The organism is uncultured Tateyamaria sp. (genome assembly GCF_947488715.1).
Taxonomy (GTDB): domain Bacteria; phylum Pseudomonadota; class Alphaproteobacteria; order Rhodobacterales; family Rhodobacteraceae; genus Tateyamaria.
Map to the genome: position 1 here is coordinate 203,212 of NZ_CANLAG010000004.1, position 21,783 is coordinate 224,994.

General features: G+C 63.5%; 25 protein-coding genes and 1 other RNA gene. 13 read left to right on the forward strand and 13 right to left on the reverse strand.

Going from position 1 to position 21,783, the window contains the following annotated elements; genetic code table 11:
* From Q0936_RS11420 to Q0936_RS11430, 3 genes are read left to right on the forward strand one after another with little or no spacing between them, the layout of a single operon-like run.
* Entirely contained in the window at nt 1-1,353 is a 1,353-nt protein-coding gene (locus tag Q0936_RS11420; RefSeq protein ID WP_299292704.1) for a TolC family protein, read from the forward strand.
* A complete protein-coding gene (locus Q0936_RS11425; protein WP_299292706.1) occupies nt 1,350-3,584 on the forward strand; it encodes an ATP-binding cassette domain-containing protein in 2,235 nt (744 codons plus the stop codon). The genes Q0936_RS11420 and Q0936_RS11425 overlap by 4 nt, the downstream gene beginning before the upstream one ends.
* On the forward strand, nt 3,581-4,774 hold the full coding sequence (locus tag Q0936_RS11430; protein ID WP_299292708.1) for an HlyD family type I secretion periplasmic adaptor subunit: 1,194 nt from the start codon (nt 3,581-3,583) through the stop codon (nt 4,772-4,774). Before Q0936_RS11425 ends, Q0936_RS11430 begins: the two co-directional genes overlap by 4 nt.
* Nucleotides 4,775-4,838: 64 nt before the next feature.
* On the opposite strand, the gene dtd is transcribed toward Q0936_RS11430, so the two are convergent.
* The 11 genes from dtd to Q0936_RS11485 form a co-directional block, all read right to left on the reverse strand.
* Nucleotides 4,839-5,285, reverse strand: coding sequence for a D-aminoacyl-tRNA deacylase (gene dtd / locus Q0936_RS11435; RefSeq protein WP_299292710.1), 447 nt, complete (start codon nt 5,283-5,285; stop codon nt 4,839-4,841).
* The gene (locus Q0936_RS11440) at nt 5,282-5,956 is read right to left on the reverse strand and encodes a nitroreductase family protein (RefSeq protein WP_299292712.1); all 675 of its coding nucleotides are present in this window, start codon (nt 5,954-5,956) and stop codon (nt 5,282-5,284) included. The genes dtd and Q0936_RS11440 overlap by 4 nt, the downstream gene beginning before the upstream one ends.
* Nucleotides 5,953-7,074 (reverse strand): TFIIB-type zinc finger domain-containing protein, encoded by a 1,122-nt coding sequence (locus Q0936_RS11445; RefSeq protein WP_299292714.1) that lies wholly within the window; start codon nt 7,072-7,074, stop codon nt 5,953-5,955. The genes Q0936_RS11440 and Q0936_RS11445 overlap by 4 nt, the downstream gene beginning before the upstream one ends.
* Entirely contained in the window at nt 7,071-7,493 is a 423-nt protein-coding gene (locus Q0936_RS11450; protein WP_299144460.1) for a hypothetical protein, read from the reverse strand. The genes Q0936_RS11445 and Q0936_RS11450 overlap by 4 nt, the downstream gene beginning before the upstream one ends.
* A gap of 42 nt (nt 7,494-7,535) precedes the next feature.
* On the reverse strand, nt 7,536-8,327 hold the full coding sequence (locus tag Q0936_RS11455; protein ID WP_299144463.1) for a ChbG/HpnK family deacetylase: 792 nt from the start codon (nt 8,325-8,327) through the stop codon (nt 7,536-7,538).
* Between the two features lie 99 nt (nt 8,328-8,426).
* On the reverse strand, nt 8,427-9,536 hold the full coding sequence (locus Q0936_RS11460; RefSeq protein WP_299292716.1) for an SPFH domain-containing protein: 1,110 nt from the start codon (nt 9,534-9,536) through the stop codon (nt 8,427-8,429).
* Nucleotides 9,537-9,556: 20 nt separating this feature from the next.
* Nucleotides 9,557-10,489 carry a DUF2927 domain-containing protein gene (locus tag Q0936_RS11465; protein ID WP_299144765.1) on the reverse strand — a complete coding sequence of 311 codons (933 nt, stop codon included), beginning with the start codon at nt 10,487-10,489 and terminating at the stop codon, nt 9,557-9,559.
* A 42-nt stretch (nt 10,490-10,531) separates the two neighbouring features.
* The gene (locus tag Q0936_RS11470; RefSeq protein WP_299292718.1) at nt 10,532-11,728 is read right to left on the reverse strand and encodes a toxic anion resistance protein; all 1,197 of its coding nucleotides are present in this window, start codon (nt 11,726-11,728) and stop codon (nt 10,532-10,534) included.
* Nucleotides 11,729-11,746: 18 nt separating this feature from the next.
* Complete coding sequence (locus Q0936_RS11475) at nt 11,747-12,643, reverse strand: 5-bromo-4-chloroindolyl phosphate hydrolysis family protein (RefSeq protein ID WP_299292720.1); 897 nt, start codon at nt 12,641-12,643, stop codon at nt 11,747-11,749.
* A 144-nt stretch (nt 12,644-12,787) separates the two neighbouring features.
* Nucleotides 12,788-13,606: a tellurium resistance protein TerC gene (locus tag Q0936_RS11480; protein ID WP_299292722.1), complete on the reverse strand. Its 819-nt coding sequence runs from the start codon at nt 13,604-13,606 to the stop codon at nt 12,788-12,790.
* A gap of 114 nt (nt 13,607-13,720) precedes the next feature.
* On the reverse strand, nt 13,721-14,518 hold the full coding sequence (locus tag Q0936_RS11485) for a pseudouridine synthase (RefSeq protein WP_299292724.1): 798 nt from the start codon (nt 14,516-14,518) through the stop codon (nt 13,721-13,723).
* Nucleotides 14,519-14,575: 57 nt separating this feature from the next.
* On the opposite strand from Q0936_RS11485, the gene Q0936_RS11490 reads away from it, so the two are divergent.
* Both Q0936_RS11490 and Q0936_RS11495 read left to right on the forward strand, forming a co-directional pair.
* The gene (locus Q0936_RS11490) at nt 14,576-15,028 is read left to right on the forward strand and encodes a nucleoside deaminase (RefSeq protein WP_299292726.1); all 453 of its coding nucleotides are present in this window, start codon (nt 14,576-14,578) and stop codon (nt 15,026-15,028) included.
* A gap of 5 nt (nt 15,029-15,033) precedes the next feature.
* Nucleotides 15,034-15,675, forward strand: coding sequence for a ceramidase domain-containing protein (locus tag Q0936_RS11495; protein WP_299292728.1), 642 nt, complete (start codon nt 15,034-15,036; stop codon nt 15,673-15,675).
* On the opposite strand, the gene Q0936_RS11500 is transcribed toward Q0936_RS11495, so the two are convergent.
* Nucleotides 15,657-16,067, reverse strand: coding sequence for a VOC family protein (locus Q0936_RS11500; protein WP_299144486.1), 411 nt, complete (start codon nt 16,065-16,067; stop codon nt 15,657-15,659). The genes Q0936_RS11495 and Q0936_RS11500 overlap by 19 nt on opposite strands.
* A gap of 115 nt (nt 16,068-16,182) precedes the next feature.
* Between Q0936_RS11500 and gatC the strand changes: the two genes are divergently transcribed.
* The 5 genes from gatC to rnpB all read left to right on the forward strand — a co-directional run bounded on the left by gatC (nt 16,183) and on the right by rnpB (nt 20,000).
* On the forward strand, nt 16,183-16,470 hold the full coding sequence (gene gatC, locus Q0936_RS11505; protein ID WP_299144489.1) for an Asp-tRNA(Asn)/Glu-tRNA(Gln) amidotransferase subunit GatC: 288 nt from the start codon (nt 16,183-16,185) through the stop codon (nt 16,468-16,470).
* A complete protein-coding gene (gatA, locus tag Q0936_RS11510) occupies nt 16,470-17,948 on the forward strand; it encodes an Asp-tRNA(Asn)/Glu-tRNA(Gln) amidotransferase subunit GatA (RefSeq protein ID WP_299292730.1) in 1,479 nt (492 codons plus the stop codon). The genes gatC and gatA overlap by 1 nt, the downstream gene beginning before the upstream one ends.
* Nucleotides 17,949-17,985: 37 nt before the next feature.
* Nucleotides 17,986-18,813, forward strand: coding sequence for a hypothetical protein (locus tag Q0936_RS11515; protein ID WP_299292732.1), 828 nt, complete (start codon nt 17,986-17,988; stop codon nt 18,811-18,813).
* Nucleotides 18,810-19,478 (forward strand): N-acetylmuramoyl-L-alanine amidase, encoded by a 669-nt coding sequence (locus Q0936_RS11520; protein WP_299292796.1) that lies wholly within the window; start codon nt 18,810-18,812, stop codon nt 19,476-19,478. The genes Q0936_RS11515 and Q0936_RS11520 overlap by 4 nt, the downstream gene beginning before the upstream one ends.
* A 114-nt stretch (nt 19,479-19,592) precedes the next feature.
* An RNA gene (gene rnpB / locus Q0936_RS11525) (RNase P RNA component class A) lies at nt 19,593-20,000 on the forward strand.
* A gap of 1 nt (nt 20,001) precedes the next feature.
* On the opposite strand, the gene Q0936_RS11530 is transcribed toward rnpB, so the two are convergent.
* The gene (locus tag Q0936_RS11530) at nt 20,002-20,370 is read right to left on the reverse strand and encodes a hypothetical protein (RefSeq protein WP_299292734.1); all 369 of its coding nucleotides are present in this window, start codon (nt 20,368-20,370) and stop codon (nt 20,002-20,004) included.
* 182 nt (nt 20,371-20,552) lie between these two features.
* Here Q0936_RS11530 and rpmG point away from each other — a divergent pair, with 182 nt between their 5' ends.
* The 3 genes from rpmG to Q0936_RS11545 all read left to right on the forward strand — a co-directional run bounded on the left by rpmG (nt 20,553) and on the right by Q0936_RS11545 (nt 21,781).
* A complete protein-coding gene (gene rpmG / locus Q0936_RS11535; RefSeq protein WP_039682682.1) occupies nt 20,553-20,720 on the forward strand; it encodes a 50S ribosomal protein L33 in 168 nt (55 codons plus the stop codon).
* Between the two features lie 72 nt (nt 20,721-20,792).
* Nucleotides 20,793-21,305, forward strand: coding sequence for an AAA family ATPase (locus tag Q0936_RS11540; protein ID WP_299292736.1), 513 nt, complete (start codon nt 20,793-20,795; stop codon nt 21,303-21,305).
* The gene (locus tag Q0936_RS11545; protein ID WP_299292738.1) at nt 21,305-21,781 is read left to right on the forward strand and encodes a GNAT family N-acetyltransferase; all 477 of its coding nucleotides are present in this window, start codon (nt 21,305-21,307) and stop codon (nt 21,779-21,781) included. Before Q0936_RS11540 ends, Q0936_RS11545 begins: the two co-directional genes overlap by 1 nt.
* Nucleotides 21,782-21,783: the final 2 nt, after the last annotated feature.

The following is a 21,783-nucleotide window of genomic DNA, read 5'->3' on the forward strand; positions in this document are numbered from 1 at the left end:
ATGGGGCAAGGTGGTATCAAGGTTGCGGCGATGTTCGCCGCTGTCTCGCTCACGGCGGGATGTTTGGGAGAAACGGGCGGCGTTCCGTTTGTGTCCAAGTTAAGTGGCGGAGCGGATGCGCAGGTGCAGCCCGCAGGGGCCAACGGCACGAAAGTGGCCGCACTGGCGCAGACGCCCACGGCCAATGACGAAACTCTGAATGCGGAGAGCGTGGTGATCACGGGCCTGTTGGCGCGTCGATCGGTGTTGCCTGCGGGCAGTGCTTATGACCGGGTCTCGACCGCTGTGCTGGCCGCGAACGCGCGTGCAGCAGAAACCGAATTGCGTGCCGCACGGCTGCGCGCCCAAGCGGCGTCAAAGAACTGGCTGCCCACGATTGGCCCGCGTATCTCGTTGAATTCGCTGGGGGACATCATCACCCAGATCGTCGTGGATCAGGTGATTTTCGACAATGGTCGCAAGAAAGGCGAACGCGCCTTTGCCAAGGCGGACGTCGAAGTGGCGGCTGTCACGTTGGCCGAAGACACCAATGACCGTGTGGCAACTGGCCTTGGCCTCTACCTCTCCGCCGCCGAAGCGCGCGAGGTTGGTGCTCTGCACCGCACGACCCTGCGCGAGATGGAGCATTTTGAATACATCATGTCCGAACGGGTGCGTGGCGGCGTGTCCGACATGTCCGACCTGCACGTGATCCGCCAGAAACTGTCCGAGATCCGCGCCTCCATCGCCGCGAGCGAAGAGACATCGGCCACAGCGATTGCAGAGCTGAACGCCATGGCGGCGCAGCCTTTGGATGACGTTCGTGGGCTTGAGACATTGGCGATCAGCGCCCAGGCGGCTCAACCGCTGACCGTAACGCGCGCCGACGCCGAAAAAGAGCGCAGCATCGCGCAGGCCCAGATCGACAGGGCCAGCCAGCTGCCTGGCATCAATGCGCAGGCCACTGTGGGCGAAAACAGTGGCGCAGGCCTGACAGTGGGCGGCGCAAACTTTGGCCTTGGCACCGCCGCGCGGCTGAAATCCATCGAGGCCGCCAAAGAGGCGGCGGGTCGTCAGGTGGCGCAGGCCAATGAAGACGCAAACCGCACATTGCGCCGCCTTGAGGGCGACGTGACAGCCACTGGTCGTCAGGCCGGCGAGGCGCGCGGATTGACGGCGCAGGCCAAGGCGAACCTCGACCTCTTTCAGGAACAATACGAGGCCGGACGGCGTCAGGTGATGGATGTGGTGGGGGTCTATGAGACCTTTGCCCAGCGTCAGAACGCCGAAGTGGCCCTGAAATACGAAGCCCTGCGTTTGCAGGTAGAACTGGCCCGGGTTCAGGGCGTGCTGGCGGATGGAGATCAGATTTGACCGAGCGGCGCCCCTTTACCCTGACGATCACCAACGGCAACCGCGCCAGCATCAAGGCCGCGCCGACCAAGGAAACACCCAAGGCCGACAACGCCAACCGGTTCGAGGATCGCTTGCGCGCACGCGCCGACCTGTCGGTGGCACTGGCGGGCATTCTGGGCGTGAACACCGCCCGTACGGATGTCTACGAGGCACTGCGCGGTTCCACATCCCAAGGGGCCAGCGACGCGGTCGAGGCCGATGCCATTGCAAACGGCCTCAAGGCGGCGGGCCTGATCGCGCAGGTCCGCACCATCGAGGCGCTGACCGCCGATCAGTGGCCCGCGCTGGCCTATATGACCAGCGGTCAGGTTGTGCTGGTGCTCGGTCAGACGCGCGGCGATCTGATCATCTATGACAAGACCTGCACCGATAACCGCGCGCAGGTTGCGATGGCCGAGTTCGCGCCGTTCTTTGCCGGGCTTGTGGTCCGTGCCGAGGCACCTTTGGCGCGCGTGGCCGAAACACACAAGACCGAGGCCAAGCCCGCCCATTGGTTCTGGGGCCAGTTCTACAATTTCCGCAAGGCACTGGGCGAGATTGCGCTGGGGTCCTTCGTGGCCAACCTGTTGGCCGTGGCCGTCGCGCTGTTCTCGCTTCAGGTCTATGACCGTGTGATCCCGCACCAGTCCGAGGCGACGCTGTGGGTTCTGGCGGCGGGGGCCTGTCTGGCCCTGCTGCTCGAGGCGTTTATCAAGATCGCGCGCGCCCGCCTGATGGACGGGGCCGGGCGGCAGATCGAACTGTCGGTGCTGCGCCTGTTGATGAGCCGCGTGATGGGCATGCGGTCCGACCTGCGCGGCCAGTCGCCGTCCATGACATTCAGTGCGATGCGCGAGTTTGGGTCGGTGCGAGAGTTCTTTACCGCCTCGACAATCGGTACGATTGCCGACATCCCGTTTATCTTTGTCTTTCTCCTGCTGGTGGCGTCCATCGCCGGGCCGGTGGTCTGGGTGCTGATCCTGGGCGGTGTGCTGATGGTGGTGCCGGGGTTCTTTATGCAGAAACGCATGTTGCGCCTGACGCAGGAAACCCAAGGGGCTTCCGCCAAATCCTCGCGCCTGCTGCACGAGGCGATCTTTGAACGCGACACGGTGAAAACCCAGCGCGCCGAAGACCGCGTGATGCGCATCTGGCAGGAGTTGACCACGCTGAGTGCTATGAAATCCTCCGAGCAACGTCGTCTGGCCTCTGCGCTCACGTTCTGGAGCCAGGGCATGCAGCAAATGACCTATGTGGCCGCTGTGATTGCGGGTACGTACCTGGTCTTTGCCGGTCAGTTCACTGTGGGTTCGATCATCGCTGTGGGCATCTTGACCAGCCGCACACTGGCGCCGCTGACACAACTGGCGGGCACCATGGCGCGCTGGGGCAACGTCAAGGCTGCGCTTGACGGGCTCGATGCCATCGCTGACGCCCCGCAGGACACGGATGAAAGCCGCACTTACCTGCGCCGCGAGACGCTCAAGGGGCATTTCGAGCTGCGCGAGGTCCAGTTCCAATATGAGGACGATGGCGCGCCGACGCTGGACATTCCGGGTGTGCAGATCATGCCGGGCCAACGCGTGGCCGTTCTGGGATCGAACGGGGCGGGCAAGTCGTCGCTGCTGAAAATCCTGTCAGGCGTCTATGCGCCGACCAAGGGCCGGGTGCTGATTGACGGCACCGACATGAGCCAGATCGAACCCCGCGACCTGCGCCGGTTGATCGGCTATCTGGGGCAGGACGTGCGGCTGTTTTCGGGCACATTGCGCGACAACCTGAACCTGACCATGCTGGAGCGCGACGATGATCGACTCTATGCCGCGCTGGATTTCGCGGGCCTTGGCCCCTTTGTCAAAGGGCACCACAAGGGGCTGGATCTGGACATTCTGGATGGCGGCCAGGGCCTGAGCATCGGGCAGCGGCAGTCGATTGGCTGGGCGCGGCTGTGGTTGCAGGACCCGCAGGTGTGCCTGCTGGATGAGCCGACCGCGGCGCTGGATCAGACGCTTGAGACGACGCTGGTCAGCCGGTTGGAGACATGGATGGAGGGCCGTACGGCCATCATCGCCACGCACCGTGTGCCGATCCTGTCGCTGACCAACCGCACGCTGATCCTGCAAAACGGACGGATGACGATTGACGGACCGCGCGACGAGGTGCTGGCCCATATCGGCAAGGCTGTGCCGCTGAAAGGAAAGATCGCATGAGTGCCGCACCTACCAATGTGCCGACGCATCTGAGCGACCAACTGGGCACCGAGATGCGGGGGCCGTCGCTGGTCATCTGGCTGAGCGGTGCGGCAGTGCTGGTGTTTGTGCTGTGGGCGGCCTTCGCCTGGGTGGACGAGATCGTGCGCGGATCGGGCGAGATGATCTCATCCTCGCGCCCGCAGATCATCCAGAACCTCGAAGGTGGCATTCTGGCTGAACTGGCCGTGGCGGAGGGTGACGTGGTGGAGACGGGAGACGTATTGGCGCGCCTGCAAGGCACCCAGTTCCAGAGCCAAGCGGACGACCTTCAGGACCAGATCACCGCGCTGGCGGTGCGTCAGCTGCGGCTTGAGGCAGAACTGGCGGGGCAGTTCGATTTTGTGGTGCCGGGCGCGCTTGAGGCGCGGATGCCGGGCCTTGTCGCCAGTGAACGCGCGCTGTTGCAGGCGCGCCAGACTGATTTCCTGAGCCGCCGTGAGGGTGCGCAGCGGGTGCTGGATCAGGCGGAGAAGGAAAAGGCACTGCTGGAAGATCTGCTGGATCGCAAGATCGTGGCGCTGATCGAGGTGACGCGGGCGCGTAAGGCCCATGCGGATGCGCGGATCAAGCTGGACGAGATCATGACCCAGACCGAGCTGGAGCGGGCGCAGACCTATTCCGACACGCTCAAGGAGTTGGGCACGCTGCGCCAGACCTATAAGTCTGCGCAGGACCAGTTGAACCGGACGGTTCTGGTCAGCCCGATGCGCGGTATCGTGAACAATCTGAGCGTGACGACCATCGGTGGCGTGGTGCGGCCCGGTGAAGAGATCCTGCAGATCATCCCGCTGGACGAAGAGCTGTTTGTCGAGGCGCGCGTGGCGCCCAAGGACATCGCAGGAGTGCGGCCGGGGCAGGAGGCGACGATCAAGCTGAATGCCTATGACTACACCATCTATGGGGCGCTGAAGGGTGAAGTAAAGCTGATCTCGGCCGATACGTTCAAGGACGAGCGCAAGCCTGATGGCGATGCGCATTACAAGGTGACAGTGCGCGTGGATATGGATGCATTGACCGATCGCCAGCGTGGGATTTCCATGCGTCCGGGCATGCAGGCGGAGGTCGAGTTGCACACGGGCGCTAAAACCGTGCTGCAATACCTGATGAAACCGCTCTATAAATCGCGCGAGGCGTTCCGCGAGCCGTAGGGACGGGGCTGGTCTGTTTTGCGCCCTGCGGCGCAAAAGGCGCCCACCCGCCGACCCTTCGTTGTCACTTGTGTTCGGTGTCGAGCCAGATCGTGACAGGGCCGTCGTTGACGAGGCTGACGGCCATGTCTGCACCAAAGACACCGGTTTGTGTATCGATCCCCAGATCGCGCAGGGCTTGCGCAAAGTGGAGATACAGTGCCTCGGCCTCTTGTGGGTTAGCGGCGTTGGAAAAGCCGGGCCTGTTGCCGCGTGATGTGTCGGCGGCGAGGGTGAATTGGCTGACCACAAGTGCAGCACCGCCCGTTTGCAGAACGGACAGGTTCATGCGGCCCGCCTCATCCTTGAACAGTCGGATTTTGGACAGTTTGGTGGCCAGTGTGGACGCGGTATCCGGGGTGTCACCGGGCATGGCACAGACGAGAGTCAGCAGGCCCGGCCCACATGCGCCGACTGTCTTTCCATCGACCTGCACTTGCGCTTCGGTGACCCGTTGCACCAGCGCTCTCATCTCTTGCGCCAGTCGATGATGTCGTCAGCGGTGGCACGGTCGGTGCGAAAGCCATTGGCCGGGTGGTCGGCATCGGCATAGCCAAAAGAAATGGCGCAGAGGATCAGGCGGTCTTGGGCGATGTCGAAATGCTGGCGCACAAAGGGGGCTTGCGCCGCGATGGCCGCCTGCGGGATGGTGGCCACGCCAAGGGCTTGTGCCGCGAGGCAAAAGGCCGTGACAAAGCCGCCTGTGTCCATTGCGCCGTAGGGCCCCAATGCCTGAGGCGCAGTTACGATGGCCACATGGGGCGCGCCAAACAGGTTGTAGTTTTCCATCATCTGCCCGGCGGATGCCACGCGGTCACCTTTTTCGATGCTCACCGCGTCATACAGCTGGAACCCGCAGGCGCGGCGGCGGTCGCCGTAGACGCCGGGATAGCTCTCGGGCCAGGGCAAGTCGGGGGCAGGGGCGGTGGATTGGGCGCTGTCATATAGCGCTGCGCGGAACCGTTCGGTGGCAGCGCCGCTGGTGAGGATCAGTTGCCAGGGCTGCGCGTTGCACCAGCTTGGCACATGGCGGGCGGCGTCAACGATGCGCGTGATCGTATCGGCGTCCACCGGGTCCGGCCGAAAGGCGCGGCACGAGAACCGGGCACGCAACGTGTCATAGAGCGTGTCATATGCAGTCATTGCTGTGTCGCCACAACAAAGCCAATCGCTGCCGCAACAATCAGGCCCAGCACCACCGCAATGGCAATCTTGACTGCGGACCATGGGCGTTCGCCCTGCACGCGGCCGGTGCGTCCATTCACGACAAAGCGATAGGTTTCACCGCGGTATTTGTACGCCGCGAGCCACACGGGCAGCAGCACGTGTTTGAACGTGATGGCGCCCAGTTTGGTGTCGACCGAGTGGATCCGCTGGCGGTCGCCGCCAATGTCGAACTTGATGTCGCGGGCGATGATGCGGTCCATATGCGCGCGCGCCTCTTCAAAGCCGGTCTCGAGTTCGACGCCGTATCCTTCGGCGCGAAAGCCTGCGAGAAATTCGGGTGTGTAGGGCTCAAGCGCACTCAGATCCCAGGGTTCCAACGCGTCAGTGAACCGCTTGGGCAGGGATTTTGAGGCCAAAACAAGGACGTCGTCGAAAAAGCGGGCGACCTTGCCACGTGCTGGGCGCCAGCGGACCTTGGCCACGCGGACCTGTTCGCGTTTGCCGTCGCGCATCACGGTGCGGGTTTCATAGTAGACGGTACCACGCTCACCCGAATATGCGCTGCGTGTGTCGGCGTCGAAGGTCCAGTAGGGGACGTATATCCCCTGCATCGCGCGCCCCTTGCGGGCATAGTCCTGCAGACCGGACGGGGCGAACCACAATCCGCCCAGCCAGTCGGTCATGGCAGAGCGCGCAGCCTCTTGCGTGAGGGCAAAGGGCAGGACCCCACGCGGTTTGATATGCCGATGCGCGCCGGTGTCGGTCACGACAGGTGTGGCGCAGAACGGGCACTCGGTGGCGTGGATGTCGGCGTCAAACTCGACCTGCGCTGCACAATTGGGGCAGGTCGAAACGCGGGTTTCCTCGATCTCGGCGGCGGGCAGGTCCGCGGTGAGGGCCGCGCGGTAGTCCAGCTCTGCGATCGGCGCAATCGCGGCACCCTGCATCCCGTCAATGGCGCTGGTGTTGCCGCAGTGATCGCACGTCAGCGTGCCGGCAGCGGGGTCAAACCGGAAATCCGCCCCGCAATTGTCACAGGGAAAGCGGTGGTCGGCCTCGTCCTGCGGGCCGGTAAGGTCGGGCAAATCGGTCATAGGCTTCCGTGCATGATTTTGGGCGTGATCCGGCGCAGCGCGCCGTCCCCCAGCGCGGTGTGTCGCCACAGGTGGAAAATGGCGTGCAATGACGATGCTGACAACAGGTAAAAGTGCAGTTCCGGCAGGCTTGGGCCGGTCCATGCACCGCCCGAGGTCACCCATATCGTGATGGTCGCCGTGACCCCCAGTGCAACATACATCGCGCGCGACATCCAGGGGTGCGCGCGCCGCAAACCGCCGGTCAGTGCAGGGCCGGGGCCGTTCATCAGGCCGCGCACTGCCGCCAAGGTGCACATGCCCAATCCGGTCACGCCAAATGCCGAGGCCAGCACCGGCAGCGGGCCACCCGCAACCAGCAATATCAGCAAAACAAAGGTCAGCCAGTGCAGCGTGATGGTGGCGGAGCGTCGTGTCATAGCACGTATTGGTGCGCCATGCGCGCTGGCTGTCAACCCGCGCTAAAGGTCCGCATAGCTGATCAATTCGATGCCCAGCGCCTCAATCCGCTCTTTCACGGCCCTGTCCGTCAACACCTGAAGGCAGGTGGTCCGGTCCGCCAATACGTCGCGGTATCCAGCGTGGCCCGTCGCGGCAAGCTCGGGTGAGGCGACGGCCGGGTGGTCGATAAAGACGTATGTGCCGGGGGTCAGCGCCTCTAGTTGAGCGAGAAAGGCGTGGACACGTGCATCCGTTTCGCGGGGTTGCGGTGGATAGCCCTGAAACCGCGGTAGCCCATAACCAAAAGCATCATCGCGCAACCCATATTTCGCACATAGCTCGGCGATGACACTGCCCAATCGCGGGTCCAACAGTTTGAAATGTTGGGTCATGTGACAACTGATATGCGTTGCGTTGCGGAACATCCGGCGACCCAGCTCAATCTGCGCCACGCACTCCGCCGCGATCTCTTCGAAGGACCAGTCGTGATGGGCAAGACAGGGCCGCGCATCGCCGTCGCGCGGCATGAGCAACGGTAGAAAATAGCCGTCAGCATCCACGAGGCTGGGCGCATGGGTCAGGGGCCGCCAACGAACAGCGTCCCACTCGCTTGTCAGAGTGAGGTGAATGCCCACGTCAATGTCGGGACAGGCGTTCAACACCCGCCCGGCATGTGTGACCCAGGGGCCGGGGATCATCACTTCGACGCTGCGGGCAATGCCATCCCTGCAGGCTTGCATACAGCCAATGTTCGACGACCAGCTTGCCCCCGCATCATCGGCGCGCACCAGCAATCGCACAGCTTCTGTCATGGCCGTCTCCGTAAACCTGTCCTCAGGTCACAACCATGGCAGAACACCTGCACCCGCGCATCCCTGCGCAGGTGCCATAAACCGTCGCAGGCCTATTGGTCAGATGCCCGGAGGTGGTGGCGGCGGCATGATGGTGAACAGTTGCGCCAACTCGGTTACGTCCTCGGCTTTCATCCAGCCGTCTTGCCCAGCGGTCCACACATAGCTTTCGCGCGACAACTCGCCGGAGGCAGCCATGCGCCCCAATTGCGCCTTGGAAAACGGCCCCTTGGTCGCGCCATTTTCGGCCACGTGCCAGACATGTTCGACCGGGGGCGGTGGGGGGGCGGCAGCGGCGGGCTGCGGTGTGGCACCACGCCCCCACGGCCCGGCAGCGGCCTGACCCATCTGCAGGCCCATTGCAGCACCCAGACCGGCCTGCATCGCATCCGACGCGCCGCCACCTTCGCGGCCAATGGCCTCGGCGGCCTGGAACTGCATGTATTCGTTCAGATTTCCGATCACACCCATGGACGACCGCTTGTCCATCACCTCTTCGACCGCAGGCGGCAGCGAGATGTTCTCGATGTAAAGCTCGGGCAGGGTCAGGCCATATTCGGCAATCTGCGCGCTGATCTCTTTGGCGACAAGCTGACCCAATTCACGGGTGTTGGCCGCCATGTCCAGCACCGGAATGCCCGATTTGGCCAGCGACCGCGACATCTCTTGTACGATGATGTTGCGGATCTGATAGCTGATCTCGTCCATGGTGAATTCACCATCAGTGCCCACGATTTCGACCAGAAAACGGGCCGGGTCCGCGACCTTGACCGAATAGGTGCCAAAGGCACGCAGGCGCACGGGACCAAACTCGGGATCGCGGCAGATGATCGGGTTCTTGGTGCCCCATTTGAGGTCATTGAACCGCGTGGTGTTGACGAAATAGACCTCGGATTTGAACGGGCTTTTGAACCCGTGATCCCAGTGCTGCAACGTCGTCATGATCGGCATATTGTTGGTCTCGAGCATGTAGAGACCGGGGGTGAACACGTCCGCCAACTGCCCTTCGTGAACAAAGACAGCGGCCTGCCCCTCGCGCACTGTCAGCTTGGCACCGTACTTGATTTCGTGCGCCTCGCGTTCGAACCGCCATACCATCGTGTCACGGCTGTCGTCCACCCAGTGAATGACGTCGATGAATTCACCGGAGAGAAAATCGAAAATGCCCATATGGGTCTCCTTTGGTCGAGTCAGAGCGGGCCTTGGGTGGCCTCGCGCGCAAGAATACGGATGACGGGTCGCGCCTGTTCGAGTGACACGCCGGGGCTGAGCCGCGTGTCATAGAGCATGGCGAGCAGATGTTCGTCGTGATCGGTCAACAGTGCAAATTCGTCGTCGTCGTTAAAGATCGATGGCCGCGCACCGGGGCTGTCATTGGCAAGGCCGAGCCCTTGCGCCAACTCTTCGTGGATGCAACTCAGGCGCAGCAGATCCGGGTTCTCGGATCGGATCACGGCAACCGCTGCGGTATATGTCGACTGTTGTGCACCGCCTGCATAGGCGGCCACGGCGCAATAGGCGTCCTGGGGCAGGTCGCGCACAGCCGCAATATTGGTGCGGTTGACGCCGGCCAGCGCGGGCGCGCCTGCGTTCAGGGTCGCGGCGCGGTCGTCCTCCGACACGAAGAAGACCAGAAAATTCGGGTTGGAGGACACGGATACGGGATGACCCGTGACGGTGGCCAATCGCCGCGCATAGGCGATGACGTCATTGGTGTCGCGCGTCCGTTGGCTGGGCGGGACGGACGGCCCGAACCTGATCCCGATGCGCACGGGTTCTGACCAGCGGCGCAGGGCGCTGGCGGATCCTGCGCGCGCGCCAGCACTGGCGTATTCGTTGAAAAAGACGATCTGTTCGAAATTTCGCGCCAACATGTCGGCGGTAAAGGGCGTATCCGGCCCGCCGCCATCCTGCCGCAACAGACCTGCGGTCAGCTGGCTCGACTGCACCTGGGACAGATAACTGCGCAGGGCGGCACTTTGCTCTGACGTGGCCTGTACCACGGGGGCGGGCGGCGGTGGCGCCAGACCCGCAGGCCGCACACGCGGCGTCAAAACAGGCTCAACCGGCATAAAGAGGTCACAGGCAGCCAGAGACAGCAGGGCGGCCAGACCGCCCCACATCAGACCTTTGCGTTTGACCCGGCTGCCCGTCACCTGTCTGGCTCAGCCCGGCACGGCCGTGTCGGCGGTGTCGCCTACACCGTCCTTGCGCGCCTTGGCCGAGGCCAGCGTGTCGCGCAGATCGGCTTCCATCTTTTTGAGGTCCTCTTCGGCGGCGGCGCGCTTGGCCTTGCCCTCGTCGGCGATGCGCAAGCTGTCCTCGATGGTGCCGATCAGATCGGCGTTGGCCTGTTTCACCGCCTCGATGTCGAACACGCCGCGCTCCATCTCGGTGCGGATCGCCTTGTTGCTTTCGCGCAGGTTGGCGGCGTTGGCGGTCAGCAACTCGTTGGTCAGGTCGTTTGCGTCGCGCACGGCCGCGGCGGCCTCGGCGCTGCGCTGGATCGTGACGGCCTGTGCCAGTTGTGTTTCCCACAGCGGTACGGTGTTCACGAGGGTCGAGTTGATCTTGGTCACCAGGCTCTTGTCGTTTTCCTGAACCAACCGGATCGAAGGCAGCGACTGCATTGTCACCTGACGCGTCAGTTTCAGGTCATGCACCCGGCGCTCCAGATCGTCGCGCGCGGCACGCAGATCACGCAGCTCTTGCGCCACCATGACCTTATCATCCTCGGCCGCGGCCTCGACGTCAGCCTCCTTGGCAGGGATAACCGTTGCATCCAACTCAGAGATTTTCTCTTCGCCCGCAGCGATGTAGAGGGCGAGTTCATCGTAGAACTGCAGGGTCTTTTCATAGAGCAGATCGAGTGACTTGATGTCCTTGAGCAGCGTGTGCTCATGCGCCAGCAGGTTGTCGGTGATCTTGTCGATCTGCCCCTGCACAGTCTCGAACTTGGCCGTGAACTTGGCAAAGGGTGCGGCCCGGCCAATCAGCTTTTCCCAGAACGACCGCTCGCGGCGCACGTCCAGCTCGGAGATCGAAAAGCCGCGGATCGTCGTCACGATGCTGCGCAGGCTGTCACCGGCAGGGCCTACATCCTTGTTGCGCACGTCCTGCAGCATGGCTTGCGAAATCGTCTGCAATTCCGCCTGCGCGGCGGAGCCGAAGGCCACGATGGACTGGGTGTCGCCCATGTCGATCTCGTCCATGCGGGCACGGATTTCGGCGCCGACGGGTGCGTCTGCCTGCTCCAGCGGGACAATCGCGTTCGCGTCCTTGGGTTCTGGCAGGACCACGGCGGTCACTTCCTCGACTTGCGCCAGCGCGCTTTCGGCCTTTTGACGGATGGTATCAGACATGATGGGTCACCTTACTGTTCAAGAGTTGTCGTCGGGGGCAATGCGCACCCCTTCGCGTTGCAGCCGGTCGCGCAACACGTCGATTTCGATATTCAGATCGCTGCGGTCTTCGATCAGCAGATTGCGCGTGCGTGCCGCAAAGTTGTCGCTCAGATCATCCAGCAAAGTGGCGTAATCCGTGCGGGCCTTGTCATCGCGGCTGCGGCCGTAGATGTCGGCAAACTTGATCGTCGCGTCGCGCGCACCCATCAGGTACACGCCCAGATATTTGCGCGCCGCCGTCAGGTCGCGGGGGTCTTCTTCGACCGTGCGGATCAGGTCGCGGGCCACGGTCTGGAATTGCTCCAGCTTGCGCTCCATCTGGCGATCTTCGGCGCGTTTGATCGCATCGGTCATGCCGCGCAGATGCGCCTCCGCCTCGTCGACCACACGGGCCACGCGGTCTTGTTGAAAGGTGTCGATGCCTTCCATGCCCTTGTCACGCATCGGGTCCAGACCAAAGGCTGCGATATGCAGCCCCAGGCTTGCCGCGCCAAAGAGGATCGGCGCCACCAGCCCCGGCTCGGACCTGTAGGCGGCGATGGCGATGCCCACACCTGTCAGCACGGCGGAAAACAGTTTGCGCGGGATCGCAGGGCGTCGCGCGACCTTGCGGTCGTGATAGGCGGCCTCGGCCAGCAAGCCGCCGCGCAACAGCCATGCGCCCAGCGTCAGGATGCCCGCAGAGACCAGCCCAAGCGTCAGACCAATGGCCCCGTCATTCAGCGCCAGAAACACCATCGGCACCGCTGGCAGGAACATCAGGTTCGCGCGCGCGCCCACCGGATCGACCCGCGCCCGGTCATAGGCCGGCCGTTCCTGTGTGTCTGTTGCGGCCCCGTCGGGGCTGAATTTTCCGCCAAAGCGTTTGGCCATTGCGTCAAAGCCCTCCGAGCAAGCCGGTGGTCACACCAAGCATCAGCGCGAACAGCACCGCAAACGCGATCTTTTGAAAAGCCGTTGTTTCCATCGTGTCCCCCGAACAGATCACTCAAGTATAGGTGCTTTGGCGGTGCTGCACTAGTGGCGCGCGCCGGTGCGGCGTTCGGCGTTCAACTTGCGGGTATAGCCCGACTGGATCACCTCGACCGCGACCAGCACCAGAACCGAGAAATAGAAGGTCGTTTTGGACATCGGAATGACTTCGTAGCCAAAGACGCGCAACGCCAGCGTCTCGTCATGCATCGCATGGGCCGCGGCCTGTCCGGCCTCGCCCAAGAGGACCACGCCGACAATCAGCAGGATGAACAGGCCCAGCACCTCGTACATGCGGTTTTTTTCCAGAAACCGCGTCACCCCGTCGGCAAGCAGCAGCATCGCCAGCCCCGACAGCAGGATCGCGGTGGCGAGGATGATGAACACATCCGTAATGGCCAGTGCCGACAGCACGGAATCAAACGAGAAAATCAGGTTCATCAACACGATCAGCATCACCACCTGGGCTGCGGACTTGCCTGACTTGGCCTCCACATCCGTGTCCAGATGTTCGATGGTCAGCATGTGGCCGATTTCCTTGACGGCTGTGTACATGATGAAAATGCCGCCAAAGATGAACACGCAGGTGGCAAAGTTCACACCGCCCGTGATCACGCCCTCCCAATCCAGCACCACAAAGGGTTCGGCCATGGCGTCGATCAGCTGGATCATCGTGAACAGCAGCACAACCCGCAGCACAACGGCCAGAATGATGCCCCAGCGTCGCACGGCGGCCTGTTGCGCGACCGGCGCGCGCTGGCTCTCGATCGAGATATACAAAAGGTTGTCGAACCCCAGCACCGCCTGCAAAAAGCAGAGCATCAGCAGGTTGCCAAGGTTTTCAAGTGTCAAAAGGTCGGCCATGGATCGTTCCCCAGTTCCATACGCACGCAGCGTGTCAGTTCCCCGGTACAGGAATGTGACAGTGCGTCCGCGCGGGCAAGGGGGAATTCTGCGCCAAAGGGCGCAAATCTGGGCCTAGCGGCGCGGGCGACGGCGTTGCGGGCGGGTTTTGGTGGCAGTGCCGGTGGGCTTGACTTCGGGTTCCAGACCCAGCTGGTCGCGCACAATGCGGCGCCGCACTTCTTCGACCGCGCCGGGTTTTAGATCGCCCAGTTGGAAGGGGCCATAGCTGACCCGGATCAACCGATTCACCACCAACCCCACGGTTTCCATCGCGCGGCGGATTTCGCGGTTCTTGCCCTCGCGCAGACCCACGGTCAGCCACGCGTTGGCACCCTGCTGGCGGTCCAGCGTGATCTGCATTGGCTGGAACCTGTCGCCATCCTCCAGCGTGACACCCCGGCGCAGCGGCTCCAGTGTGGCGTCCGTAGGCCGCCCGTTGATCCGCACGCGGTAACGCCGCATCCACCCGGTCGAGGGCAGCTCCAGCTTGCGTTTGACACCCCCGTCATTGGTCAGCAGCAACAGCCCCTCTGAGTTGATGTCGAGCCGTCCGACCGACATCACCCGCGGCAAATCTTCGGGCAGGGCGTCATAGATCGTCTTGCGGTCTTTCTCGTCCCGGTCGGTCGTGACCAGCCCGATGGGCTTGTGATAGAGCCACAGCCGCTCCGGCTCCGGTGCCGCCAGCGGCTTGCCGTCCACGGTGATCCGGTCGGCATCCGTCACGTTCAGCGCGGGGCTGTCGATGACCGTGCCGTTCACGGCCACGCGGCCTGCGGTGATGATCTCTTCGGCACCGCGACGGCTGGCGATACCGGCACGGGCCAGCACCTTGGCGATGCGCGCGCCGGGTTTTGTGTCATTGCTCATGGGACGGGCAATAGCCGTGGCTTGCGTCCGGGGCAAGCGGCGTGGCAGGGACGGGGGATGGAGTTTCGGTCTTTCATGCAAGAGGCGCTGGACGAGGCGCGTGCGGCTGCCGCGCGGGGCGAGGTGCCGGTTGGTGCCGTGGTGGTGTCCCCGCGGGGACAGATCGTGGCGCGGGCTGGCAACCGCACCCGTGAGCTGTCCGACCCCTCCGCCCATGCCGAGATGCTGGCCATCCGCGCCGCCTGTGCTGCACTTGGGTCCGAGCGTCTGCCCGGCCATGACCTCTATGTCACTCTGGAACCCTGCGCGATGTGCGCGGCGGCCATTGCGGCGGCGCGTGTGGCGCGTCTTTACTTTGGGGCCAGTGATCCCAAATCGGGCGGGGTGCTCGATGGTGCGCGTGTGTTCACCCATCCGCAATCCCACCACACGCCCGAGGTCTACGATGGCTTGGCCAGCGCAGAGGCCGAGACGCTGCTGCGCCGGTTCTTTGCGGACCGCCGGGGGTGATGTGAATGGAACTGCTGCGCCAGATCGACGGCTATTGCGAACGGGTCGGGCCGGACTATTGGGCCGAGCCAGTGAATGCGGTGACCAATGCGGCGTTTGTCCTTGTCGCACTCTGGATGTGGGGGCGTAACGCAGGCGTGCCCATGGCGCGGGTGCTGAGCGTTGTCCTCGGCCTGATCGGGATCGGCAGTTACCTCTTCCACACCCATGCACAGGTCTGGTCGGCCATCGCCGATGTCGCACCCATCGGGGCGTTTATCCTGATCTATATCTTTGCGATCAACCGCGACGTCTGGGGGATGCGGACGGTATGGGCGGTGGGGGCCACGGCGCTCTTCGTGCCTTATGCAGCGCTGACGATACCGCTGTTTCAATACCTGCCGGTGCTGGGCGTGTCGGCGGGCTATGTGCCGGTGCCGGTTTTGATCCTGATCTATGCGGTCCTGCTCTGGCGGCGCGCGCCACGGCTGGCGCGTGGCTTTGTTATCGGGGCTACGATCCTGTTGGTGTCGCTGACCGCGCGGTCGGTGGACGAGGCGCTGTGCACACAGTTGCCGCTGGGCACGCATTTCCTGTGGCACATCCTGAACGCGGTCATGCTCGGCTGGATGATCGAGGTCTACCGCCGCTACGTCTCTGACACCTGATGCACTTCGATCACGTTGCCGTCCGGGTCGTAGAAAAAGATCTGGTCCCACCCCGCCACGGCCCGGTTGCCCCAATCGGCATAAGGCACGCCCTGCGCCTCAAGATGCGCGCGAAATGCGGCCAGATCGTCCGTCCGGTAGGCGATATGCCCATGGCTGACCGGGTTCACCATCTGGCCCGCGTTGAACCCGGCCAGCGGATCCTTTTGCGCCAGATGCGTCTGCACCGCGCCATCGGTGACAAAGGCCACGTCGCCTGCGTACCCCTTGCGCTTTTCCAGCGTCGGCAGGCCGTCCGTCTCCGTGACCAGCCCCAGCACGTCGCGATAGAACGCGTCCATGCGCGCCACATCGTCGGTGACCAGGTTGACGTGATGCAGTTTCAGCTTCATTTGCATGCTCCTCCGGTCAAATCTGGGCCAAAGCGGGACGCACGGCAAGGCCGGAGGCTTGAAGGCGTTCGACGCCCGCGCTAAAGCCCGTTGGAAACAGACGCAGAGGGTTTTGATGTCCATCGACGAAAACACCGCCGCCCGCGTGGCGAAACTGGCCCGGATCAAGGTCGAGGCCGATCGCCTGCCTGCGCTGGCGGCCGAGTTCAACACCATCCTCGGATTTATCGAACAGCTGGGCGAAGTGGACGTGGACGGCGTGGAGCCGATGACCTCTGTCACGCCCCAGCGTCTGAAGCGTCGTGTGGACGAAGTGACCGATGGAAGCCAGCAGGACCGTGTCCTGGCCAATGCGCCCGACGCGCGCGAAGGATTTTTTGCCGTGCCGAAGGTGGTTGAATAATGGGTGAGCTGAACAAACTGGGCCTTGCCGAGGCGCGCGATGCGCTGCGTGCGGGCGATGTCACCTCTGTCGAGCTGACCGAGGCATGCCTGACCGAGATCGAGGGCGCAGGCGCGCTCAACGCCTTTGTCCACAACACGCCCGAGATTGCGCGCGCCCAAGCGGCGGCGGCTGACGACCGGATCAAGGCCGGGGATGCGCCCGCGATGTGCGGCCTGCCCATCGGGATCAAGGATCTGTTCTGCACCAAGGGCGTGCCGTCCCAAGCGGGGAGCCGGATCCTCGAAGGGTTCCTACCCGAATATGAAAGCACGGTCAGCGGCAACCTGCTGGACGCAGGTGCGGTCATGCTGGGCAAGCTGAACATGGACGAGTTTGCCATGGGCAGCAGCAACGAAACCTCCGTCTATGGCAATGCGGTGAACCCGTGGAAAGTCGATGACCGCGATCTGACCCCCGGCGGGTCCTCGGGTGGTTCGGCGTCTGCTGTGGCGGCGGATCTGTGCCTTGCGGCCACCGGCACTGACACCGGCGGGTCGATCCGCCAGCCTGCGGCCTTTACCGGCATCACGGGCATCAAGCCGACCTACGGGCGCTGCTCGCGTTGGGGTGTGGTGGCCTTTGCCTCGTCGCTGGATCAGGCCGGGCCGATGACCAAATCGGTGCGCGATGCCGCCATCATGCTCGAGGCGATGTGCAGCCACGACCCCAAGGATTCCACATCCGCCGATCTGCCCGTGCCGAATTTCGAGGCAATGCTGACCGGCGACATCAAAGGCAAGAAGATCGGCATTCCCAAGGAATACCGCATGGACGGCATGCCGGAAGAGATCGAAACGCTCTGGGCCTCCGGCACCGAGATGCTGCGCGATGCAGGCGCCGAGATTGTCGACATCTCCCTGCCGCATACGAAATACGCGCTGCCGGCCTATTACGTGATTGCCCCTGCCGAGGCGTCCTCGAACCTCGCGCGCTATGACGGTGTGCGCTATGGCCACCGCGCCACGCTGGATCAGGGCGACGGCATCACCGAGATGTACGAAAAGACCCGCGCCGAAGGGTTTGGGGCCGAAGTACAGCGCCGCGTGATGATCGGCACCTACGTGCTGAGCGCCGGGTTCTACGACGCCTACTACAACCGCGCGCGCAAGGTGCGGACGCTGATCAAGAAGGACTTTGAGGACGTGTTCGCCCAAGGGATCGACGCCATCCTGACGCCTGCCACGCCGTCGGCGGCCTTTGGACTGGGTGAGGCGTCGGACGATCCGGTGCAGATGTATCTCAACGACGTGTTCACCGTCACGGTCAACATGGCGGGCCTGCCGGGCATCGCTGTCCCCGCGGGGACAGACGCCAATGGGCTGCCACTGGGGCTGCAACTGATCGGGCGTCCGTGGGAAGAAGGCGATTTGCTGAACACCGCCTATGCGCTCGAGGCACGCGCCGGGTTTGTGGCCAAGCCGCAGAAATGGTGGTAAAACCGGTAAAACGGCACCCAAAAAGGGCAGAGCAGAGATGAGTATCCGCAGTTTCGTGTTTATGGGCGCGATGGCCGGTCTGGCCGCGTGCCAGCCCGCGATCCCTGACAGTGGTGCCGGGATCGTTGATCCGGGTCGTGGGGTTGGGTTCGACAACCCCAACACATTGACCCAACGCGAGGCCCGCGCCGCTGAGCTGTCAACCGGCACAGTGCCAGCGGCACCAACGGTCGGCGCGCAGACGCTTCCGCCCGCCACCGCACGCCCTGTCCGCACGTCGGACGCAACTGCGGCCACCGTGACGTCGGCACAGCCCAGCACCAGCGCGCGCGCCGTGTCTGACCCGCAAGGTCTCGACGCCGAACTGGCGCAGATCGCGGCGCAAAACGACACTGCCGCTGCACGCTCCAACTCCGGCGAGGCCGTGGTCAACGCCAGCCCGTCCAACGCGGCACCTGTGATCCTGAACAATCCGGGCATCTCGGACGAAAATGACTTTGGCGCAGTTTCGTCGCGGCAATCCATCGAAAGCGATGCCGCGCGTATCCAGGCCAACCGCCAGCAGTACCAAGTGGTACAGCCCACCGCCTTGCCGTCACGCAATGGCAGCGCGCAACCCAATGTGGTGCAATACGCGTTGCAGACCAACCACGCGCGCGGCACCCAAGTGTACCGCCGGTTCAGCGTGAATGCGTCCGCGAAATTCCAGCGCAACTGTGCCGAATACAATTCCGCCGACGAGGCACAGATTGATTTTCTCGCGCGTGGCGGGCCGGAACGTGACCGCCGTGGCCTCGACCCGGATGGCGACGGCTTTGCCTGCGGCTGGGACCCGGCACCGTTCCGCCGGGCGGCTGGAAACTGACCCCGCACCAACACCCGTCACCCAATTGCGGGCCCCGTCGTGACGGGCTGATCCCGCGATTTGTCGTGCTGCACTATACGTCAATGGCCACTGCGGCGGCCGCGATTGATCGGTTGTGCGATCCGCAGGCCGAAGTGTCCGCGCACTACGTCATCTGCAAAACCGGGCGTGTCACGCAATTGGTGCCCGAAGGGCTGCGCGCGTGGCATGCGGGCAGAGGGCAATGGCAAGGCCTCGACGACATCAACTCGCGTTCGATCGGAATTGAACTGGACAATGACGGGCAGGGGCCGTTCACCGAACCCCTGATGCAAAGCCTTGAGGCCCTTTTGCAAGGGCTGTTGCAGGCGTGGTCAATCCCGCCCAACAATGTGATCGGCCATTCCGACATGGCTCCGGGGCGCAAGTTTGATCCAGGCCCATGGTTCGATTGGACACGGCTGGAGGCGCAGGGGCTGGCAGGACCGCGCAGTCAGAACGCGGGTCCAGACACGCCGAACCTCGACAGCTTTGCCGCAATGGCGCGCGCCGCGGGCTACACTGCGGACGTGGATGCGGAAACGCTGCTGGCCGCAACACGGCTGCGATACCGGCCCTTTGTGACCGGCCCTCTTGAACCGGCCGACTACGCCCCACTGGGACAGCATGACGATCAGGGCCAATAGCCTACTCCGTATTGTCACTTTGCCAAATAAACTCCCGCCGGAGGCTCCCGCAGGTGCCGCAGGCAAAACGGCCCCATTGACGCGCCCCCGTTGCCACACGTATGGGCAGCAGGCGCGGAAGGGCGGATGGCCGCTTGGGGACTAACACCCCGAGAGGAAAGTCCGGACTCCAGGAAGCAGCGGTGCCGGGTAACACCCGGGCGGGGCAACCCGACGGACAGCGCCACAGAAAACAGACCGCCTGACGCGCCCGCTTGCGGACGCAGAGGTAAGGGTGAAACGGTGGGGTAAGAGCCCACCGCCGGGCTGGCAACAGACCGGGCATGGCAAGCCCCACCGGGAGCAATGCCAAATAGGGACCGCGTGCCGGTTTGTCTTCGGGCAATCGGCGGGGCTGCTTCTGCCCCAGCAGGTCCGGGTTGGCAGCTAGAGCGGCACTGGCAACAGTGTCGCGAGAGGAATGGTCATCTCGGGGCGGGCAACCGCCCTAGACAGAATCCGGCTTATAGCCTTTCCGCGCGTTTCACTTGCTATAGATAAAACTCCGGCCCTTGCCGAAGTTGCGCGTGACGCGCACTTGGGACCCGGCCACTTCCCACAATTGGCAATCGGTGTTCTTGGCATGAGAGGTCAATGTCCGGCACCAATAACCATCGCGCCACTCCCAAGCGCCGCGCAGGGCTGCGCCGCCAAAACTGCCGCGCAGCGAGCCGTTGCGCCGGATCACGAAATGGTCGTCGCCGATGGTCAGCCGCTTGCCCACAATCAGGCTGCGAAACGCGTCTTCGGTCTTGATCACCTCAAAGTCCTGCGCGGTGGCGGGCGGTGCCGTGACGGCGAGCGTTGCGAACAGGGCGGCGGCAAAGGTGAAGGGGCGTATATAGATGTGCATCTGGTGTTTTCCTGAATATGACGTGTAAAATGCCACGCAGGCTAGTCAGGGACCGCGACACGCGCAAGATTTTCCGGGCCTCGTACCCCTTTTGCCGTTGACACGGGCTGCGCGCGCGGTAGAACGCGGCTTCACCATGTTGCACGGTCGGCGAACCGCCGCGCTGCCCCGAGGAGTATCCGATGGCCAAGCCAACCACGATCAAGATCCGCCTGAACTCGACAGCAGGCACCGGCCACTTCTATGTGACCAAGAAAAACGCGCGCACCATGACCGAGAAAATGGTCGTCCGGAAATATGATCCCGTTGCGCGCAAGCACGTGGAATACAAAGAAGGCAAGATCAAGTAAGATCGCCCCTCTTTCGAATTTCAAAGGCCGCGCCTCCGGGACGCGGCTTTTTTCGTTTTGGGATGGACTGTGATGCAACGTGTGATGATCGTGGGTGGGTCTGGATCGGGCAAAAGCACGCTGGCCCGCGCACTGGGCGCGCGCACCGGATTGCCGGTGCACCACATGGACCACATCCATTGGATGCCGGGATGGCAGCAACGCCCGCGTGATCTGCGGCGCGCGATGGCGCTGGAGGTGGAGCGGTCCGCGGCGTGGATCTTTGAGGGTGGTTTTTCGACCACCTATGACCACCGGATATCGCGTGCCGATACATTGATCTGGCTGGACCTGCCAGTGGCGTTGCGCCTGTGGCGCGTTACGCGCCGGCTGTTTGCCCACTGGGGGCAGAGCAGGCCCGACATGGCCGACGGCTGCGCCGAGGGCATCCACAGCGAGACTTGGGCGTTCTACCGCTGGATATGGGACACGCGCCAAACCGGGCGCATCCGGTTGACACAATTGCTGGCTGAGGCGCCGGATCATGTCACCATCCACCATTTGCAGTCACGCTCAGATGTTGGCCGATTTCTGGAGGATCTGTGATGATCATACGCCCCACCACGGATGCAGATCGGGGTGCTGTCGACGCCCTCTTGGCGCGGACCTATCCCAGTTTGCTCAAGGCGGATTATGCGCCCGAAATCCTTGATCATGCGCTGCCGATCATCAGCCGGGCGCGGCCCGAACTGCTGACCTGCGGCACCTACTACGTGGTCGAAGAGGATGGGATCGTCCTGGGCGCTGGCGGCTGGACGCCCGACGCCAAAACGCCCGATCTGGGGCATATCCGGCATGTGGTGACCGACATGCGTGCATTGCGGCGTGGCGTGGGGCGGCGGTTGATCGGCCATGCGCTGGACGTGGCGCGGGGCGCAGATATCGGCCGTATGGAGTGTTGGGCCACGCGGACAGCGGTGCCGTTCTATACTGCGATGGGGTTCGAGGACATTGGCCCGATTGACGTACCACTGGCGGGCGGTGTCATCTTTCCCTCTGTGCGGATGACACAAGCCTTGTGATG

What these genes read in the sequence shown, in the direction of transcription:
- Q0936_RS11460 (WP_299292716.1), bottom strand. Translation starts at nt 9,536, where the DNA reads ATGGGCATTTTCGATTTTCTCTCCGGTGAATTCATCGACGTCATTCAC.
- Q0936_RS11465 (WP_299144765.1), bottom strand. Translation starts at nt 10,489, where the DNA reads ATGTGGGGCGGTCTGGCCGCCCTGCTGTCTCTGGCTGCCTGTGACCTC.
- Q0936_RS11515 (WP_299292732.1), top strand. Translation starts at nt 17,986, where the DNA reads ATGAGTATCCGCAGTTTCGTGTTTATGGGCGCGATGGCCGGTCTGGCC.
- Q0936_RS11440 (WP_299292712.1), bottom strand. Translation starts at nt 5,956, where the DNA reads ATGACTGCATATGACACGCTCTATGACACGTTGCGTGCCCGGTTCTCG.
- Q0936_RS11545 (WP_299292738.1), top strand. Translation starts at nt 21,305, where the DNA reads ATGATCATACGCCCCACCACGGATGCAGATCGGGGTGCTGTCGACGCC.
- Q0936_RS11450 (WP_299144460.1), bottom strand. Translation starts at nt 7,493, where the DNA reads ATGACACGACGCTCCGCCACCATCACGCTGCACTGGCTGACCTTTGTT.
- Q0936_RS11445 (WP_299292714.1), bottom strand. Translation starts at nt 7,074, where the DNA reads ATGACCGATTTGCCCGACCTTACCGGCCCGCAGGACGAGGCCGACCAC.
- dtd (WP_299292710.1), bottom strand. Translation starts at nt 5,285, where the DNA reads ATGAGAGCGCTGGTGCAACGGGTCACCGAAGCGCAAGTGCAGGTCGAT.
- gatC (WP_299144489.1), top strand. Translation starts at nt 16,183, where the DNA reads ATGTCCATCGACGAAAACACCGCCGCCCGCGTGGCGAAACTGGCCCGG.
- Q0936_RS11540 (WP_299292736.1), top strand. Translation starts at nt 20,793, where the DNA reads ATGCAACGTGTGATGATCGTGGGTGGGTCTGGATCGGGCAAAAGCACG.
- Q0936_RS11485 (WP_299292724.1), bottom strand. Translation starts at nt 14,518, where the DNA reads ATGAGCAATGACACAAAACCCGGCGCGCGCATCGCCAAGGTGCTGGCC.
- Q0936_RS11430 (WP_299292708.1), top strand. Translation starts at nt 3,581, where the DNA reads ATGAGTGCCGCACCTACCAATGTGCCGACGCATCTGAGCGACCAACTG.
- rpmG (WP_039682682.1), top strand. Translation starts at nt 20,553, where the DNA reads ATGGCCAAGCCAACCACGATCAAGATCCGCCTGAACTCGACAGCAGGC.
- Q0936_RS11475 (WP_299292720.1), bottom strand. Translation starts at nt 12,643, where the DNA reads ATGGCCAAACGCTTTGGCGGAAAATTCAGCCCCGACGGGGCCGCAACA.
- Q0936_RS11420 (WP_299292704.1), top strand. Translation starts at nt 1, where the DNA reads ATGGGGCAAGGTGGTATCAAGGTTGCGGCGATGTTCGCCGCTGTCTCG.
- Q0936_RS11470 (WP_299292718.1), bottom strand. Translation starts at nt 11,728, where the DNA reads ATGTCTGATACCATCCGTCAAAAGGCCGAAAGCGCGCTGGCGCAAGTC.
- Q0936_RS11500 (WP_299144486.1), bottom strand. Translation starts at nt 16,067, where the DNA reads ATGAAGCTGAAACTGCATCACGTCAACCTGGTCACCGACGATGTGGCG.
- gatA (WP_299292730.1), top strand. Translation starts at nt 16,470, where the DNA reads ATGGGTGAGCTGAACAAACTGGGCCTTGCCGAGGCGCGCGATGCGCTG.
- Q0936_RS11495 (WP_299292728.1), top strand. Translation starts at nt 15,034, where the DNA reads ATGGAACTGCTGCGCCAGATCGACGGCTATTGCGAACGGGTCGGGCCG.
- Q0936_RS11455 (WP_299144463.1), bottom strand. Translation starts at nt 8,327, where the DNA reads ATGACAGAAGCTGTGCGATTGCTGGTGCGCGCCGATGATGCGGGGGCA.
- Q0936_RS11490 (WP_299292726.1), top strand. Translation starts at nt 14,576, where the DNA reads ATGGAGTTTCGGTCTTTCATGCAAGAGGCGCTGGACGAGGCGCGTGCG.
- Q0936_RS11480 (WP_299292722.1), bottom strand. Translation starts at nt 13,606, where the DNA reads ATGGCCGACCTTTTGACACTTGAAAACCTTGGCAACCTGCTGATGCTC.
- Q0936_RS11530 (WP_299292734.1), bottom strand. Translation starts at nt 20,370, where the DNA reads ATGCACATCTATATACGCCCCTTCACCTTTGCCGCCGCCCTGTTCGCA.